This is a genomic window from Halomicronema sp. CCY15110, assembly GCF_016888165.1.
In the GTDB taxonomy this organism is placed as follows: domain Bacteria; phylum Cyanobacteriota; class Cyanobacteriia; order Phormidesmidales; family Phormidesmidaceae; genus Halomicronema.
Genome location: NZ_JACSWC010000437.1, coordinates 1 through 15088 on the forward strand (window position 1 = coordinate 1; position 15088 = coordinate 15088).

Sequence of the window (15088 nt, forward strand, 5' to 3'; positions counted from 1 at the left end):
TCGCTCAACCTACCAGTATCGAGAGTTGAGCGGCGTCGAAACTCGGTTCATGGGGATCTTTTTTGCGCGCAAGTCCCCTCCCCTATTACTCGGCGGCATCAGTCACGAGCCCGATCCACCCACCCAGCGGGAAGAGCAAAGCTCTACCTCCCCCAGCCCCTCCTCCTCGTTTTGAGCTACTACGTACACACCTCTCGATAGCTCCCTCAAAATGCTGCATTTGCCCCCCCTTTGTCCCCCCAATTCTGGGAGAAGACCCAAATTCGAAGTCCCCCAAACTTGGGGGATTTAGGGGGCTGAATCGCTGGCAAGTCATAACGGATCACTTATGTGTACGTAGTAGCCTAGTTTGGGAGCAGGGGAGCGAGCGGCTTGAAGTCCCTCGCCCACTGTTGGGACAGGGATTTAGGGTGTAGACGCGAAGCGGCTGCTCGAAGAGTGGGCCGATGGGGGAGCGAATTTACGCCGAGCGGGACTAGGGCCTGTCACCATTTAGTCATCAAAGCCTGGCGGCAAAAGGACGACAGGCCCTCGTTTATTTCAGGAGTGCGGGCGCGGTAATGCTGATCTCACCAGGTTTCTGGAATTAATTGATGACGCGCCCTAGTGCAAACCAGTCAAACTCAAGGTCCTGACTGGCAAGCGCGATCGCCCGACCCACCAGCATCGCGCCCCAGCGGGCCTGCCCACGGGGTATCAAACTTGACATTGATCGTTTATTATTTTGGACTTTAATGCTCGAAAAGCCCTATCTTTAAATTCATCGCGATCGTCTCCGGCCGCATCCTGCTTGCCTAACTCATGCCCAAAACCAAGGAAATGTGATTTAACATTGTGGGAATATGCCCCCAAGTTAACCCCAACCGTTGACCTGATTAGGTTGATGGCGGACGTTAAACCCAACCCTGATGTTTGCTCACCCAGCCTATGACTTGCGATTTTGGGAGACTCAAAATCGGCGATCGCTCACCCGCATCCCCAAAGGTTATGACCGACACCACAACTCAGACTCAATCTCGGGGGCAAACTCAACGCACCCTCTCCCAAAAGATTCAGAAGCTTTACAAAAATCACATTGGTCACGCGCCTGGCAAGGTCACTTGTCAAATCGTCAGTAACACAGTCACGTTTTTGGCCGAAGACTCTTTGACCAAGTTGGAACGCCTTTTGCTGGAAGGTGAGAAAGGTGATATCACCTCTGCAAAAGTTGATGTCGAACAAGTCCGCGAAGATCTGGATAAGGCGCTCCGCCCTGCCCTGATTGATATTCTGCAAACCACCTTGAATGCAGAAGTCGTCGATATTTTGAGTGATACCACCCTGGCAACCGGCAGAACCGCGATCGTGGTGGTGTTGTCTGAAACACCTCACTTCAGTTCAAATGCTCAATAAGCGATCGTTCCTTGCAATCAGGGTCAGTTGATCAAGCATGTCCAGTGTTGGCACCAGTTTTGCCCAGCTCATCAACATCAGCTAGCTTTTCCGACCATCATCGCAACTGAGTGGTAAACACATATTGTTGAATTACCGCCTGAACATCCTTCAACTCATAGGGTTTGCAAATGTAATGGTCAAACCCCGCCCTGAGTAACTCTTGCTGATACCGTTGGCCAGCCAACGCCGTCACTGCCACCACCGGCATCGACGCCATATCAGGTGTACTTTTCAAACGCTGGACAATATCGAGGCCGCTGAGTCCCGGCAGACGAATATCTAACAGGACCAGATCTGGCTTAAGGCTGATGATGCTTTCTAAACCTGCCTGACCGTCAGTTTCACAAACCAGTGAGCAGGGAAAATCGTCAACCACGTAGCTGAGTAATACTAAACTGTCTCTGTCATCATCAACCGCCACAACAACCGGCAACGATTCATGCAGTTGGGCAACAGCATGTTTGTCGAGACCAATACTGTGAGTCTCCGTATCCATATAAGTTGAGCCTTAAGCCTGAGTCTGTCAGCAATCAACCTAAATGTGGTTCGCTCAAAAAGACACCTGCCAAGTGGTGTGACAGCACTTGGACATAGTTGGCTCTAGCTAAACAACGACGAACGCTAAGCCAATGCGGTATCACGTGAGGGTTAGTGAGGGTCGGTGTTTTTAGGCTACAGCCATGTTAGCACCCCGCATCAAGTCCTGTGAGAGCCCTACACAGTACCGGCAAATTGATGTCCAGCAACCAGCTACGTCAGATGTTCCAACCTTAGGGCTCCCTCAAAAGCCCCCGGTCGGCGAATGCGTAGTGGGTTATAAATTTCCCATGCTGGGACGGTGGGCGATGGGGCATCAGGGACTTGCGCGCAAACCCCATGGACCGAGTTTCGACTTCGCTCAACTCTCGATACTGGTAGGTTGAGCGAAGTCGAAACCGGCTTGAACGGGTACTTTATTGAATTGCAGATTCCTAAGGGCGTGACTGGATCGACTTTACGACCCGGCGAGGCCCGTTTGAGTCTGTAGCGAGTCTCGCGTCGGGTTTGAATCTGGTTATTGGTAGGGCTTAGCAGGTCTGCATGGACGACGGCGAAAACGGCTGTAACAATCTTGTAGTAATGCTCTCAGGGTTAGCTTAAGCCCAGCTAGATTAACTGTAGATAGGGAATCGGATTTTGTTGAGTTGGTCGGGTTAAGCCATGATGTCGGCATCTGATGATGATGTGAGAAAAGAGGCGTTGTTGGCGCTGACGGCAGAGTTTGTGAAACAGGGACACCCCGCCGAATATGCCAAATACATGGCGATGGCGTCGATCTTTCAAGCCGATTTGGATTTACGCAACGCCCAATTTAGCGGTCTGGTGCAATGGTTACAAACTCAGCACCCGGGGATTTACCCGGAGGCACTGCAAGTCGCTGAGGCCATTCGCAAAGAGTTTGAAGATCGCATTCAACAGCATTCCTAGCGGTTGGCTTCGTCGGAGCCCTCGGGCACTGCACGGGTGGGTACAGCATTGATCGATGAGTGGTCTTGACCGACTTTAACGCTGCATCAAGGAGAGCGTTCATGGTTGAATAAGGAAGCTGTTGTTAAGTAGGAGAAGCTCAATGGACGTTGGTGCAGCGATCGCATTTATTGCGTTACTCGGGGGTGGTTTTGCCACCGCCATGGTGCTCTATTTTGGTATGAAAGCCGTCAAGCTCATCTAGATGGCTGATGACTATTGAGTCATTTTTTGGCTGAGGGCTGGGCTAGCAGCAATGACGCTCAGACTCAGCCAAGTCACGACATTCACTCGCGCCTCGAAATAAGTGATGTCCAGTAGCGAAAATAAGACAATCCCGAAAAAGGCCAGTCCATAGCCCATCAAGAGCGCTTGGTGACTCGTCGCCGATTTGAGTGAGGTAAATGTTCGATAGCCGCGATAGCAAATCAGCCCGATCGCGAGCGTAAAGAGCACCGTGACGATGAGCCCAGCTTCGGCGGCCATGGTGAGCCAAAAGTTGTGGGCGTGGGCAATGTAGGTATACAGCGGGATTTCGCCGTTGTATAGCAGCTTGTAGTTGCCGAGCCCCTGCCCCAGAATCGGCTCGTCTAGAATCATTTGCCAGGCCAACTGCCACACCTGAACGCGAGGATCATCCGTCACCCAGCTCCAGGAAACACTACGGCCCGCCACCCCAAAACTCAGCGTCGTCACCACGATCAGGGTAATCCCGGCCAGCCCCAGCAATCGTATCCAGCGATTAGTGCGCATACGCAGCAGGCTCACGACCATGAGGGCGATCGCAGCCAGCAAGCCATTGCGCGATCCGGAGGCAAACAGACATCCCAACGTGAGCAGCACATTAGCGCGAATTAGCCATCGACAGAGCGTGGATTGTCGGCCCCATGGCATCTCTTGCCCCGTTAAAAACACTAACCCCAGGTTGAGGCCCAAAATGAGGGTGAGGTAGCTAGCCAGGGTGTTGGGATAATCAAATAAAGAATAAGCCCGCAGGATATGAGTGTCCCCCAAATAAAGCCAGTCAACCAAGGGAAAGTAGGGCAGTAAGGCCGGATTGGGCGACAGCTTCAGTAGATACTCGACCATCCCGACGAGGTTGAGCGGCACCGAAGCCAGCACGAGTACGACCGTCCAGCGATAGATTTGAGCCCAGGGGTCGGTCGTCTGTTGCAGATAAACGGTCAAACAGGCCCAAAGCCAGAAAAAAGGCAGAAAGTGGGCGAGTTGCAGATAAGCTTCGCCGGGGAAGACGGCTTGGCTAGAGCTAATCACCAGCAGGACAGCGATCGCGATCAAGCCACTATTAAGCAGCGTGAAAAAAATCGCTTTAGGGCTGCGTACGGTCTGCCAGATACTCAGGCTCAACAGGCCCACTAGCCCCAAAAACATCGAATAGGGATATGAGAGTAGCCCCAGGCAGACGGGCAAAACTTGGTGCCAGCGTGGAATTCCTTGCATTAGCCAATGCGATTGTGCGTCAGTATGCGCCATCGCCAATCATTACCACCCAAATAGTTCTTAACAGAATATATATATCTAACCAGACCGACCAGTTACGCACATAATAAGCATCCAAATTGACCCGCTCGGCATAGGTCACGTCGTTGCGCCCCGAGACTTGCCACAGACCGGTAATGCCGGGGTGTACTCGCTTGTATAATTCATACTTTTCGGCGTAGTGGCCAATCTCTTCATCCACGATGGGGCGGGGGCCGACCAAGCTCATGTCGCCGCGCAAAACGTTCCACAATTGGGGCAATTCATCCAGGCTTGTGCGCCGCAAGAAGCGCCCGACTCGGGTAATTCGCGGATCGCTCTTGAGCTTCCGCTCGCGCTCCCACTCCTCGCGCAACAGATGGTTAGCCTCTAGATGCTGTTGCAATACGGCGTCAGCATTGGTCACCATTGACCGAAACTTCCAGGCCGTAAAGGGCCGCCCGCGCCGCCCTAACCGATAGTGACCGTAAAAAATCGGCCCTGGTGAATCGAGCTTGACGGCCACCATGATGACCAGCAGCAGTGGCAGAGAGCATAGCCCCAACAGCAGCGTGAGGCCATAATCGAGCACCTTTTTAGTGAGTCGCGGGCCATACAGCAATAGGCGTTGACGAATTTCCAAACCTAAAATGCCGCCTATATCGGTGGCCCCCACCCACAGGCTCGACAATCCAAACAGGTCAGGAATGATGAGCAAGTGAGGAAACATGTGCCCGTAGCGTTCTAAGATGCCCAGCAGCTTCGTTCTGGGCACCCCCGGCATGGCGACGATCGCGTAACTAATCTGGCGATCGCGGGCGATAAATGGAGCGATCGCCAGCTTGCCCAAAACCGGCACCGATTCAATATCACCCTGTTTTTTCGGGTCATCATCCAACACCGCGATCGGCTTTAAACCCAATCCAGGCTGTCGTTTCAACGTGCGAATCACCAAGGCTCCGGTGCGTCCTGCCCCCAAAATCAACACGGGAAAGCCCCACCAGCTGTAGGGGGCAACCACCTGCCTGATTGAGATCCGCGACAACCAGACCCCAGCTAAAGATAACGGCCAGGCCATTAAAAAGATGCCTCGGGAATAGGTCGTGCCCTCGCGAAACAAGAAGATCACAGCGGCTAGCGCCAGGTAAAATAAGGTCGTGGTCAATACCAAACGCCTGAGCTCTTCGACTGGGCTTAACCCCACCCCGGGATATAGCCGGGCGAGGCCGTACATGAATGTCACTGCGCCTAACAGTGGCCATAGACGCCAATACAAAATCGGCTCAAACTGACCGTCAAAGACGTATCGAACCATGACGCTGATATAGGCAGCGACGACAAAGCCGATGACATCGGCCACCATGAGGGGTGCTGCGGTAGAAACGGATCGCAGCGAAAAGGTTAGAGGCCCATAAGCCGGTTTAAGCAGCTGAGTTAGGGGGGTCATAAACACAAATGCAGCCCACACCACCACAATGCAAAACGAAGCATAAAGTATCCCGATCCTACAGGGCAGCTGCATAATTACCGGATAAATTATGCCGGTTTTTGGACTATCCGCATAGATTTAAGCCGCTGTTAACGGATCAAACCGGCCCGCATTTTGGGTCATCGTAGGGTGTGGCGAGAGATGACGGTGGCCAAGGGCGGCGATCGCTTACCACTGAATTTTCAGAAGATCTCTGAAAAAGAAATTATCCGAAAAATGCGTATTGTAGGTGCGGTTGATGCCAGGAAACTCAACAACAGCAAGGATTCAAGATGTTGGGCCTCATTCCTTGCCACCAATCTACGAGGGAATCTTCATTGCTAAAGCACACCTCAGTTCACGGACATCTCTAACTCCCAGAATCTGGGGTCGAACCACGGGAATCATCGAGCGAGTGCTATGTTTTGAGGAGCTTTTGCAGGTGGACAGCGGTATCTTGCGGGGCCAGCCTTTGCCAGAGCTGGCCGATATTTAGAGACTTGCCTCTGGGAGGGCCTTGCCCCCGCGAGTGTTTGCAGCTGATAGGTCGCCCAACGCCTACGCTTGAGACTGCCCGAGGGGCGGCGAGCTGGGCACCGGACGAGGGTCTATGAAACTGAATTGAAGTTATGAGCATGAATTTTAGCCATCATTTTTCACCCACACCCCGGTTGGTCGCGCCCGGCCTGTCGGGTTTTCTGCTGGCCCTTGGGCTCATGGCCGCCGCCAGCGGTTCGGCGCTAGCCCAAACCACGCCGCCGCCAGCAGAGTGCAACGAATTTGCGGAGAGCGTCAACCGCAATCAAGTCATCATGGCCAGCTTTGAGGCCGAAATTGCGACCTTTGCCGAGAATGCCGCCGCCGCGTCAACCCTAGATGAAATCACCGCCGCCGCCGCGCAATATGTCAGTGCGGTTGATGCGGTGACTGGCAGTTTAGAGGAATTGGCCAATGAACTGGCATCATTAGCCTTTATCGATGCTCAACTACAGGACTACCGCGACGGCTACGTCGATGTGCTGGGGGGATTTAACCAGGCGCTCGATACCGTGAATACTGCGATGTTGCAGGTGGCGATCGCTGAAACCGAAGCCGACTTGATCGCTAGCTTAGAGACCGTCGAGATTGATTCATCCACCGCCAGCGACCAAATTGCCGTCCTGGCGACCGATGAATCCAACCTGATTGACGACGTGAACGGCTACTGTGGCGTGGAGTGAGGAACAGCGTCAGCGTCGGTAAGGAGCTGACGCTGCCCAGCCTATTCGGCGTCCGCATTGAGTAGCGCGATCGCCTGTTGCCCCGCTTGCCATGCTCCCCACAGATTCCCCTGCATCAACGACGCCACGGCACTCAAACCCTGAATTTCGGGCTCATCAGGAGCCAGCTCCAGGGCTGGGGCTAGCGCCGCTTGGGCCGCGCGGGGACGAAACGCATACAGATTCACGAAGCCCAGATAGGCATGGACATAGGGGTTTTCGGCATCTTGTTGGGCCAAAAGTTCGAGCGAAGCGATCGCCTCGTTGACCTTCAGCTGCAAGACCTGTGCCAAAACCAGCCCGTAACCGTAATTCACGGCGTTGTCGGGACTGTCCCAACGACGCTGTAAACTCTGCTCGGCCTGCACCAGATAGTTTTGGATGGGATCGTACAGATTCAGCCGGCCAATGGGGTCAAAGACTTCATCCAAATAGTCCGGCCCCAACGGCAGTAACTGACTCACTTCCCGCAGTTGCGTCACCCAGTCTAAATCAGGCGCGGAGACGGGAGGCGCTAGCCCCGACAGTTCTACCGTTGTGGTGGGAATCGTTAAGGCGGCGGCTTCGCCAGTGGTCGTATCCACATAGCGACCCACCAAGCGATAAGTGCCCGCCGGAGCCGCTGCAGGTGGCAAGGTCGCCAGGCGCTCCGTCACCCGAAAGCAACCGTCGGGGTTAATATCGGCCGGGCTGAGGGTCGTCTGCATGGGTTGGATCGGATGCGGGCGCAGAGTCCCCAAGCCAAGGCCATGATCATGCAGCCAAGGGGAAGTCATTTCGGCGGTGCTCGTGGTCGGTTCCCAAGTCAGTAAGACGAGTCCGGTTCTCAGCGCTGACCAGCGGCCGACCCACTCATAGGTCACGGGCAGGGCTTGTCCGGGTGGCCCCAGCGGTGGCACTTCGACCCGCTGCAAGGCCGGAATTGCGCGAGCACAGGCACTCATGGGCAGGGCGGTCACGGTGACGGGCAACTGCTGCCGCCGATAAAGATAAAGGCGAGTGTGGTTAGGTAAATCCCAAGTGCGGTCGATCGCAAAATCCGGGCTGGCCTCCAGCAAATTCGCTAGTTGGGCCTGTTCGTCCTCGGGGGTGGCGGGCGGTGGCCAGGGCGCGTCGATCGCCCCTTGGGCATAGAACCACGACAGCGATCGCAGATCTTGCTCATGTTTACTCGGACGACTGCCCACTTGCCGTCCATAGACCTGATAATCAGCCAGCTTGCCGTAATAGCTGACGGTGTGCTGATTAAACACTGCGGTGGATTGCAGGCCCCCCAAGGTTGATAGCTGATAGGGCTGGGTTTGGGTGACTTGGGCGATCACCTGATCATGGGGGTAGGGCGCTCCCAGGTAAGGATGAAAAGCGGCATGGGGCGCGAGGGTCTGCGTCACCCAGTCCAGTGTGGGCAACCCGGTGGGAAACATCGTCAGCAATGCCGTCAATAGCCCCACGAGATAAGTGGCGGTTGTGACCCACGGCCATTTGCGCCACCAACAAGCCAGCCCCCAGGCCAACAGGACGGCGATCGCGGGCAGCACCGGGGCGATATACCGCAAGTCCTTATTCACAATGCCCGACCACAGCACATAGCCCGCGACGATGTACGCCACCAGCCACAGCCGTCCCGCCGGAGTGCCGTCGAGCTGCAAGGTCGATTTGCGACCGGGCAATCGGCCCCCGGCCCACAGCACCACCCCCACCAGCGGCACAATGAGCAATCCCCAAGAAATGGCTGACGGCAGATCCTGCCAGTAATAAGTCCAGGCCGCCACGGTATTCAGCATGGGGTCGCCCTCGGCTTGCGCCGAGGCCACATTGGTATTGCCGATAATGCTGAACTGAAACAGCCAATTGACCGACAGCCAAGGCAGCATGACGCCCAACGTCAACAGAGCCGCGACCAAGAGCTGCAACAAACGACCCCAGCGTCGCCGCCAGAGCGTAGCGAGCCCGACCCAGACTAATGGCACCAGCAAAAACACGAGAGCCGACTGCTTCGCCATTAACGCCAACCCGTAGCTCACCCCAAAGGCCCCGGCCCAGAGCCATTGCCGTAACGATGAGGGCGCATCGCGCCAGACGGTGAGACACCAAAAACTGAGCACCACTAACGCCGTCAGGGCATAGTCGAGCTGAAAATCTAGCGAAAGTTTGATGAGTCGCGGCATCAACAAGGTGAGGCCAACGGCGAGTAAACCGATTTGGGGACTGAAAAGATGCCGCCCCAGGCCGTAGGTCGCGATGAGCAAAATGAGCCCAAATAGGGCGTTCGCCACGATCGCAATATCGGGGCCTGGCCCCCACAGCGTATGCACTCCAGCGGTCACCAAATACAGCACCGGGGGATACTTGGGCGACAGCATCCATAGATGACGCAGCCCATCAGCCGTCCACCAAGGGCTATGGGTCAGCGTCCACCAAAAGTTCATCGAGAGCGACAAATGCTCCGCTTGATCCCACGCGGGCGGAGTGCGATCGAGAATAATCCAGAGGGCCGCGATCGCGATCGCACCGCCCCAGAGCACCCCAATCCGCACGACATCTTCGACCCAGCTAGTCGGCGCTTTCGCCATAGTGATGGCTACCTCACAATCTTCCAGCCCGTATTGTAAGTCGCCGGGGAACGGGCGCTAATCTGACGATGGAAGGCCCAGCCGCTCGTGGCGGCTAGGCGACTGTGGCCCAGGCAGAGCCGCGATCAAAAGGGGGAAAGGCCAGGGGGAGGAATCAGGATTGGATAAAATCCAAGTCTTGTCAGGCAGGCATCTTGCCTGCATTTGAACAGCCGAGACGGCTGTCCACACATCGTTAAATTCCCATTCCCTTAGTGCGATCGCCAATTACGGTAGAGCGCCACGCCAAACAGCCCCACGCCCCAGAGAACGAAATTTACCGCAAACCAGGCCATCCAGGTCAGCAGGTGGCCCATCAGCGCCCAAGCGCCCACCGTCATGCGCACCAAATATTGCCCTAGGGAACAGGGGTAGGCGGGAATATCGGGCGGCGCAGGGGGACAACTGCCCGTTTGGATAACCGCGATCGCCCCCGGCAGAATCCACGACAGGCTCATGAGCAACGGTGGCCCAAGCATGGATAGCAAGAACAGGGCAATCCAGCGATTTAGCGGGGGCGATCGCCTCCCGGAGCGGGCACCTGAAGCCATGGTCGTCGGCCCGAACATCAACAGCCCTAGCCTAACTTTCCGCGTCTAAAATGCGTACCCCCACCGTGCTGGTGTAGAAGCTGTAAAGGTCGCCTTCAATTTGAATCTGCGTGCCAATTTTCACGGGACTGTTGCCGACCACCGGGCCGTTATCGGTAATCAGCGCATCATCGGTCAACGTGATCAGCAAATCAATCGTATAGTCCATCTCTGGGCGCGGATCTGGAAAGGACTTGACGGTGCCATCAGGCTGCGGCACCGCTTGGCTACGCGGCAGCTGCTGCACGTCTTGGATGCGCACTTCGCCATGGGGCTGGTTGCGAATGATGACGTTCGTCGTTTCGGACTCTTGCAGCATTTGGAAGAAGCCTTCGGGATCAGACACCGTTAAGCCCCGCACCATGACATCGACTTCGACGGGCTGGGTGTTACCGCCGCCCACCTGAGCCACAGAGCCCCCCGTCCCTGGGAAGATGAAAATTCCCACCAACACCATCAAAATGATGAGGGCAGCCCCAATATCCAACAAGCTGACTTTGCCAAACAGCCGACCTTTCGCATCCAAAATTTGCATCGTGAGACTTTCCTTTATCGTGAATCAGATCAGCAGTTCAACCGGATATGTCCAGCCTGTCGATCGCCATAATCCCTTCGCTAGACTGGGTACCAGGCAAAGGTCGCCCATCACCATCCCCAGCGACGCGACTTAGTCCGACCGTTATCAAGCGAGCGCTATGTCATCAAAGACATATTTAATCACTCCGCTGGCAACTTCGAGGCAAATTTTAACGTCAATGGGAGTTAAGTCACCAATTTAGGCACCCTATCCACAGGGACCACGGCTGTGAGGAGCCAGGACAACGCAAGGGCAGGAAAGAAAACGGATGAATAATTTAATGCACCCACTAAAACGACTGGGCCGGCGCTGGCTCTATGGCGCGATCGCGCTCATCATCGCAACGGGATTAATCGCAACTACGCCGCAGCCGTCGAAAGCGAATATCAATATTTTTGATCTGATTTTTAACGGCATCCAATACGTTCAACTGTCGAATCTGAGCGATGCCCAGGAAGTTGACCTCGGCCAACAGACCGATCGCGCCCTCAAGCGGCAAGGGATCCGGGTTTTCCGGCAGGATGCCGCCGTCTCGCAATACATTAACGAGATTGGGCAGCGGTTGGCGATGGTGAGCGATCGCAACCAAATTCCTTACACCTTCCAAATTGTGGCGGATGACAGCATCAACGCCTTTGCCACCTCCGGCGGGTTTGTTTATCTCAATACCGGGTTACTCAAAGCCGCCAATAACGAGGCGGAACTCGCGGGGGTAGTCGCCCATGAGATTGGACATATTGTGGGCCGCCACTCGGTCAACCGGATGCGGGAAATCACCCTGGCAAACGGGATCGTTGGAGCCCTGGGGGTTTCGCAAGACGACTTGGTCAATATTGGGGTGCAGTTGGCGCTATTTTTGCCCAATAGCCGCACCGCCGAGTACGAAGCCGATGAGTTGGGCTACGTCAACCTGGGGCAAGCGGGGTATGACCAGCGTGGTTTGATTTCCTTCATGGAAAACCTGAACAGCGGCACCCCCGAATTTTTTAGCTCTCATCCGGATCCCGGCAATCGAGTAAACCGACTGCAGGAAATGTATGCCGACTCGCACCGAGAAGAAGCGACCTACGGCACTAACCCGGAAATCTATCGCTCTAGAATTGCGGGCCTGTAGCCAGCAAAGCGGGCTGGAGATGGCTTAAACCCAAAAACGTCAGGTGAGGCTCTAATGTCATCCCTGGCGTTTTTGGGTTTTGGGACTGCCACCATTGGTAGAGCTTTGGCCCATCGCCCCCGGTCAGCACGATTTGGCCTGCCGGATAATCTTGTCGCCACGCTTGCACATAGTCCGTCAACGTCGCCAACGTGCCATAGATGACGCCACTACGGATGGCTTCGGCGGTGTGGCTGGCCCAGCGCGATGGCAGTTCTGTCGGCAGGTGAGCAGTCGGCAAGTTAGCGGTGTTGGCGGCTAAGGTGGTGAACTGGGTGGTCAGTCCTGGCAAAATGGCCCCCCCGATCAAGCGCTCTGCCGTGCTAGCAGTGAAGGTCAGCGCCGTGCCCGCATCAATCACCAGGACGGGCCAACCGTAGCGATCGCCCGCTCCCAGCAAGTTCAACGCGCGATCGATGCCCAGGGTGGGATACAGATTGGCCAGGGGAATGTCTGCCAGGGTGACCTCGCGAAAGTAGGGGTAACGCTGCCACAGGTCCGTTTGTGCCGGAACGACAGAAGCGACAACCAGCCGGAGGGGCGACGCGGGGGGCAAAATCGCCGCCAGCTTAGTCAACTCGTCGAGCGTGCTCCTGTCCAAAGTTGGGAGCGATCGCCACGCCGCCACGCCAAACTGATGATCGAGTAATTCTGTCACTTGGGCGGACGTCAGGTGCGGGGTGTGCCAAACGGCCTGCAACTGCTGCTGCCGAAAAAGGCCCCAATGGAGCCGGGTATTGCCCACCACCAGCCCCAACCATGGGACATCCCATTCAGACACAGAGAGCGGGTCAGGCATCGATCAAGATGGCGCGAAAGTCATTCACATTGGTGAGGGTGGGGCCGGTGGTCACCAGCGCCGCCACCCCCTCGAAGAACGAATAGCTATCGTGAGCCGCGAGCAGTTCGCCCGCTTTGAAGCCGCGATCGCGGCCCTGCGACAAAATCAGTGGCCCCATCACCGCTCCCGCATTGTCTTCGCTGCCATCAATGCCGTCCGTATCACAGGCGATCGCCCACACCTTTTCCTGACCTTTGAGCGCCACGGCCAGGGAGAGTAAAAACTCACAATTGCGTCCCCCTTTGCCTGCTGCTCCCGTCACGGTCACTGTCGTTTCGCCCCCGGAGAGAAGAATGCACGGCGGCGCGATCGGCTGCTGGTACTGCACCACTTGCTGCACAATACCGGCATGGACAATGCCTACCTGGCGGGCCTCGCCCTCGATCGCACTGCCCAAAATCAGCGGTTGGTACCCCCAGGCTTCTGCTTGCTGGGCCGCCGCTACCAGCGATTGTTGCGGTGCCGCGATCAGATGATTGGTGGTGGTGCTCAGGCGCTCATCCCCCGGTGCCACCACCGGGTCAGGGTTCGCTTGCAGGTAGGCCAATACCTCCGGCGGCACGGAAATGTCGTATTTCTGCAAAATGTGGAGGGCATCTTGCGTTGTCGCTGCGTCGCCTACCGTGGGGCCAGAGGCGATCGCTCGCAGGTCATCGCCCGGCACGTCCGAAATCAGCAACGAGACCACCTGAGCGGGATACGCCGCCGCCGCCAAGCGCCCCCCGCTAGAGCGGGAAAGATTCTTGCGCACGGCATTCATGTCGCCAATATCCGCGCCCGATCGCAACAATTGGCGGTTTAAATCGGCTAGCACCTCTAGCCCAATGCCCACCGGAGGCAACGTTAACAGCGCCGACCCGCCGCCTGAAATCAAGCAGATCACCAAATCGTCTGCCCCCAGCGGCGTCACCGTTGCCAGAATGCGCTCCGCCGCCGCCATGCCGTTGGCATCGGGGACGGGGTGCGCCGCCTCCAGCACTTCCACTCGCTGGGTCTCAGCGCCGTGTCCGTAACGGGTAACGACGACCCCGGACAGCGGCCCCGACCAAGCTTGTTCCACCGCGCGGGCCATGGCCGCCGCCGACTTACCCGCTCCGACGACCACCGTCTGGCCTTTAGGAGGGGATGGCAAAAATGCGGGAATGCGGCGATCGGGTTGGGCCGCTGCCACCGCAGTATCAAATAATTGGCGCAAAATCTCGGTCGGCGACATAGGCTTTCTGACTCGGCCACAGCATTATGCCAAATTCAGCCGCCACCGTCAGACAATGACGTGACAACCCCACCCAGAGCTAACGACTAACGCCCCTGATGCCGGCCCTAAAGCTCGCCATGATGTGACTCAATAATCCAACGTGAGTGTTTTATACGGGTCGGTCGGCTTCGCGGTGGCAGGTGGATAAATAACACTGTTGGGCTCTGACAACGATGGCGATGACTGTGGAGTCGACGCATTGGCCTCGCCGAGTTCACGGGCTTGGTCAGTGAGGACGTTGATTTCTTGATCCAAAACGGCGAGTCGATCTTGGATGCGATCGCGGCGCTTGTTCAGGCTAGCGAGTTCTTGCTTCAGCCGTTTGCGCTCGATTGTCAGCTTATACAGGTTCAAATAGTGCGATGACTCGGACTGTTGTCGAGGCATCGTACTGACTTTGGGATGAATGCGGCTAGGGGGACGAGAAAATGACATAGGGCTTAATGACTGAGGGGCGATCGCGCCATGGTTGGGAAACACCGCTGGAATCGTTGAACAAAGCGACGCTGCCCGTGGAGTCGGGGCCGTGGGCACAACTCTGCCTCAATCCAGCAGCCAGCGACATCCAGAGCCTATCCAACGCCTTCAAGCTAGCTCACCGCTGGGATTTCCTCCCGTTGCAGCAGCGTATATTTACAAACGCTTGCCCACTGTCGCCAAACCTTTGGGACTCGCATCGATATCTGCAAAGCCCCTAAAGGCTCGCAGCTCACCGTCTCGATGTGACGAGAACCCCGGTTTCTTCCCTGAGGCCAGTCCGGTTGCGTAGACACACCAACAGAGAAACCGGGGTTCTGGGCTGAGCGGCAAGCGGCAAAACGTTGAGGATAAAGCAATTGCTGCCCAGGCCGTAAACAATACTTCCCCTTGGCAGTACCTCTGATTCCTCGCCTTACTCCGATTCCTCGCCTTAC

General features: G+C 56.2%; 15 protein-coding genes. 5 read left to right on the top strand and 10 right to left on the bottom strand.

Going from position 1 to position 15088, the window contains the following annotated elements:
- The first annotated feature begins 987 nt into the window (after window positions 1-987).
- A complete protein-coding gene (locus tag JUK32_RS26220; RefSeq protein ID WP_204141836.1) occupies window positions 988-1392 on the top strand; it encodes a DUF2294 domain-containing protein in 405 nt (134 codons plus the stop codon).
- Window positions 1393-1489: 97 nt separating this feature from the next.
- On the opposite strand, the gene JUK32_RS26225 is transcribed toward JUK32_RS26220, so the two are convergent.
- Window positions 1490-1930: a two-component system response regulator gene (locus JUK32_RS26225; protein WP_204141837.1), complete on the bottom strand. Its 441-nt coding sequence runs from the start codon at window positions 1928-1930 to the stop codon at window positions 1490-1492.
- A gap of 704 nt (window positions 1931-2634) precedes the next feature.
- Here JUK32_RS26225 and JUK32_RS26230 point away from each other — a divergent pair.
- Window positions 2635-2901, top strand: coding sequence for a hypothetical protein (locus JUK32_RS26230; protein WP_239113131.1), 267 nt, complete (start codon window positions 2635-2637; stop codon window positions 2899-2901).
- Between the two features lie 142 nt (window positions 2902-3043).
- Window positions 3044-3145, top strand: a complete 102-nt coding sequence (locus JUK32_RS26235) for a cytochrome b6-f complex subunit PetL (protein ID WP_204141838.1) — start codon at window positions 3044-3046, stop codon at window positions 3143-3145.
- A gap of 11 nt (window positions 3146-3156) precedes the next feature.
- Here JUK32_RS26235 and JUK32_RS26240 read toward each other — a convergent pair whose 3' ends face one another.
- Window positions 3157-4401, bottom strand: coding sequence for an O-antigen ligase (locus JUK32_RS26240; RefSeq protein ID WP_204141839.1), 1245 nt, complete (start codon window positions 4399-4401; stop codon window positions 3157-3159).
- A gap of 19 nt (window positions 4402-4420) precedes the next feature.
- Entirely contained in the window at window positions 4421-5866 is a 1446-nt protein-coding gene (gene wbaP, locus JUK32_RS26245) for an undecaprenyl-phosphate galactose phosphotransferase WbaP (RefSeq protein ID WP_204141840.1), read from the bottom strand.
- 650 nt (window positions 5867-6516) lie between these two features.
- Between wbaP and JUK32_RS26250 the strand changes: the two genes are divergently transcribed.
- Window positions 6517-7107 carry a hypothetical protein gene (locus tag JUK32_RS26250; RefSeq protein ID WP_204141841.1) on the top strand — a complete coding sequence of 197 codons (591 nt, stop codon included), beginning with the start codon at window positions 6517-6519 and terminating at the stop codon, window positions 7105-7107.
- Between the two features lie 41 nt (window positions 7108-7148).
- Here JUK32_RS26250 and JUK32_RS26255 read toward each other — a convergent pair whose 3' ends face one another.
- The 3 genes from JUK32_RS26255 to JUK32_RS26265 all read right to left on the bottom strand — a co-directional run bounded on the left by JUK32_RS26255 (window position 7149) and on the right by JUK32_RS26265 (window position 10883).
- A complete protein-coding gene (locus JUK32_RS26255) occupies window positions 7149-9719 on the bottom strand; it encodes a glycosyltransferase family 39 protein (RefSeq protein ID WP_204141842.1) in 2571 nt (856 codons plus the stop codon).
- A gap of 251 nt (window positions 9720-9970) precedes the next feature.
- Complete coding sequence (locus tag JUK32_RS26260; protein ID WP_204141843.1) at window positions 9971-10309, bottom strand: hypothetical protein; 339 nt, start codon at window positions 10307-10309, stop codon at window positions 9971-9973.
- 31 nt (window positions 10310-10340) lie between these two features.
- Window positions 10341-10883: a DUF4330 domain-containing protein gene (locus tag JUK32_RS26265; RefSeq protein WP_204141844.1), complete on the bottom strand. Its 543-nt coding sequence runs from the start codon at window positions 10881-10883 to the stop codon at window positions 10341-10343.
- A 310-nt stretch (window positions 10884-11193) separates the two neighbouring features.
- Here JUK32_RS26265 and JUK32_RS26270 point away from each other — a divergent pair, with 310 nt between their 5' ends.
- Complete coding sequence (locus JUK32_RS26270; RefSeq protein WP_204141845.1) at window positions 11194-12039, top strand: M48 family metallopeptidase; 846 nt, start codon at window positions 11194-11196, stop codon at window positions 12037-12039.
- Here the strand turns inward: JUK32_RS26270 and JUK32_RS26275 are convergent.
- From JUK32_RS26275 to JUK32_RS26290, 4 genes are all read right to left on the bottom strand, one after another.
- Window positions 12020-12877: a pantothenate kinase gene (locus tag JUK32_RS26275; protein WP_204141846.1), complete on the bottom strand. Its 858-nt coding sequence runs from the start codon at window positions 12875-12877 to the stop codon at window positions 12020-12022. The genes JUK32_RS26270 and JUK32_RS26275 overlap by 20 nt on opposite strands.
- Complete coding sequence (locus tag JUK32_RS26280; protein ID WP_204141847.1) at window positions 12870-14132, bottom strand: glycerate kinase; 1263 nt, start codon at window positions 14130-14132, stop codon at window positions 12870-12872. Before JUK32_RS26280 ends, JUK32_RS26275 begins: the two co-directional genes overlap by 8 nt.
- Window positions 14133-14261: 129 nt before the next feature.
- A complete protein-coding gene (locus tag JUK32_RS26285; RefSeq protein ID WP_204141848.1) occupies window positions 14262-14609 on the bottom strand; it encodes a hypothetical protein in 348 nt (115 codons plus the stop codon).
- Window positions 14587-14739 (bottom strand): hypothetical protein, encoded by a 153-nt coding sequence (locus JUK32_RS26290; RefSeq protein WP_204141849.1) that lies wholly within the window; start codon window positions 14737-14739, stop codon window positions 14587-14589. The genes JUK32_RS26285 and JUK32_RS26290 overlap by 23 nt, the downstream gene beginning before the upstream one ends.
- Between the last annotated feature and the right edge of the window lie 349 nt (window positions 14740-15088).

Coding starts and splice junctions, on each gene's coding strand:
- JUK32_RS26285 (WP_204141848.1), bottom strand. CDS start 14,609: ATGTCATTTTCTCGTCCCCCTAGCCGCATTCATCCCAAAGTCAGTACG.
- JUK32_RS26280 (WP_204141847.1), bottom strand. CDS start 14,132: ATGTCGCCGACCGAGATTTTGCGCCAATTATTTGATACTGCGGTGGCA.
- wbaP (WP_204141840.1), bottom strand. CDS start 5,866: ATGACCCCCCTAACTCAGCTGCTTAAACCGGCTTATGGGCCTCTAACC.
- JUK32_RS26290 (WP_204141849.1), bottom strand. CDS start 14,739: ATGTCGCTGGCTGCTGGATTGAGGCAGAGTTGTGCCCACGGCCCCGAC.
- JUK32_RS26230 (WP_239113131.1), top strand. CDS start 2,635: ATGATGTCGGCATCTGATGATGATGTGAGAAAAGAGGCGTTGTTGGCG.
- JUK32_RS26235 (WP_204141838.1), top strand. CDS start 3,044: ATGGACGTTGGTGCAGCGATCGCATTTATTGCGTTACTCGGGGGTGGT.
- JUK32_RS26265 (WP_204141844.1), bottom strand. CDS start 10,883: ATGCAAATTTTGGATGCGAAAGGTCGGCTGTTTGGCAAAGTCAGCTTG.
- JUK32_RS26240 (WP_204141839.1), bottom strand. CDS start 4,401: ATGCAAGGAATTCCACGCTGGCACCAAGTTTTGCCCGTCTGCCTGGGG.
- JUK32_RS26220 (WP_204141836.1), top strand. CDS start 988: ATGACCGACACCACAACTCAGACTCAATCTCGGGGGCAAACTCAACGC.
- JUK32_RS26255 (WP_204141842.1), bottom strand. CDS start 9,719: ATGGCGAAAGCGCCGACTAGCTGGGTCGAAGATGTCGTGCGGATTGGG.
- JUK32_RS26260 (WP_204141843.1), bottom strand. CDS start 10,309: ATGGCTTCAGGTGCCCGCTCCGGGAGGCGATCGCCCCCGCTAAATCGC.
- JUK32_RS26270 (WP_204141845.1), top strand. CDS start 11,194: ATGAATAATTTAATGCACCCACTAAAACGACTGGGCCGGCGCTGGCTC.
- JUK32_RS26275 (WP_204141846.1), bottom strand. CDS start 12,877: ATGCCTGACCCGCTCTCTGTGTCTGAATGGGATGTCCCATGGTTGGGG.
- JUK32_RS26250 (WP_204141841.1), top strand. CDS start 6,517: ATGAGCATGAATTTTAGCCATCATTTTTCACCCACACCCCGGTTGGTC.
- JUK32_RS26225 (WP_204141837.1), bottom strand. CDS start 1,930: ATGGATACGGAGACTCACAGTATTGGTCTCGACAAACATGCTGTTGCC.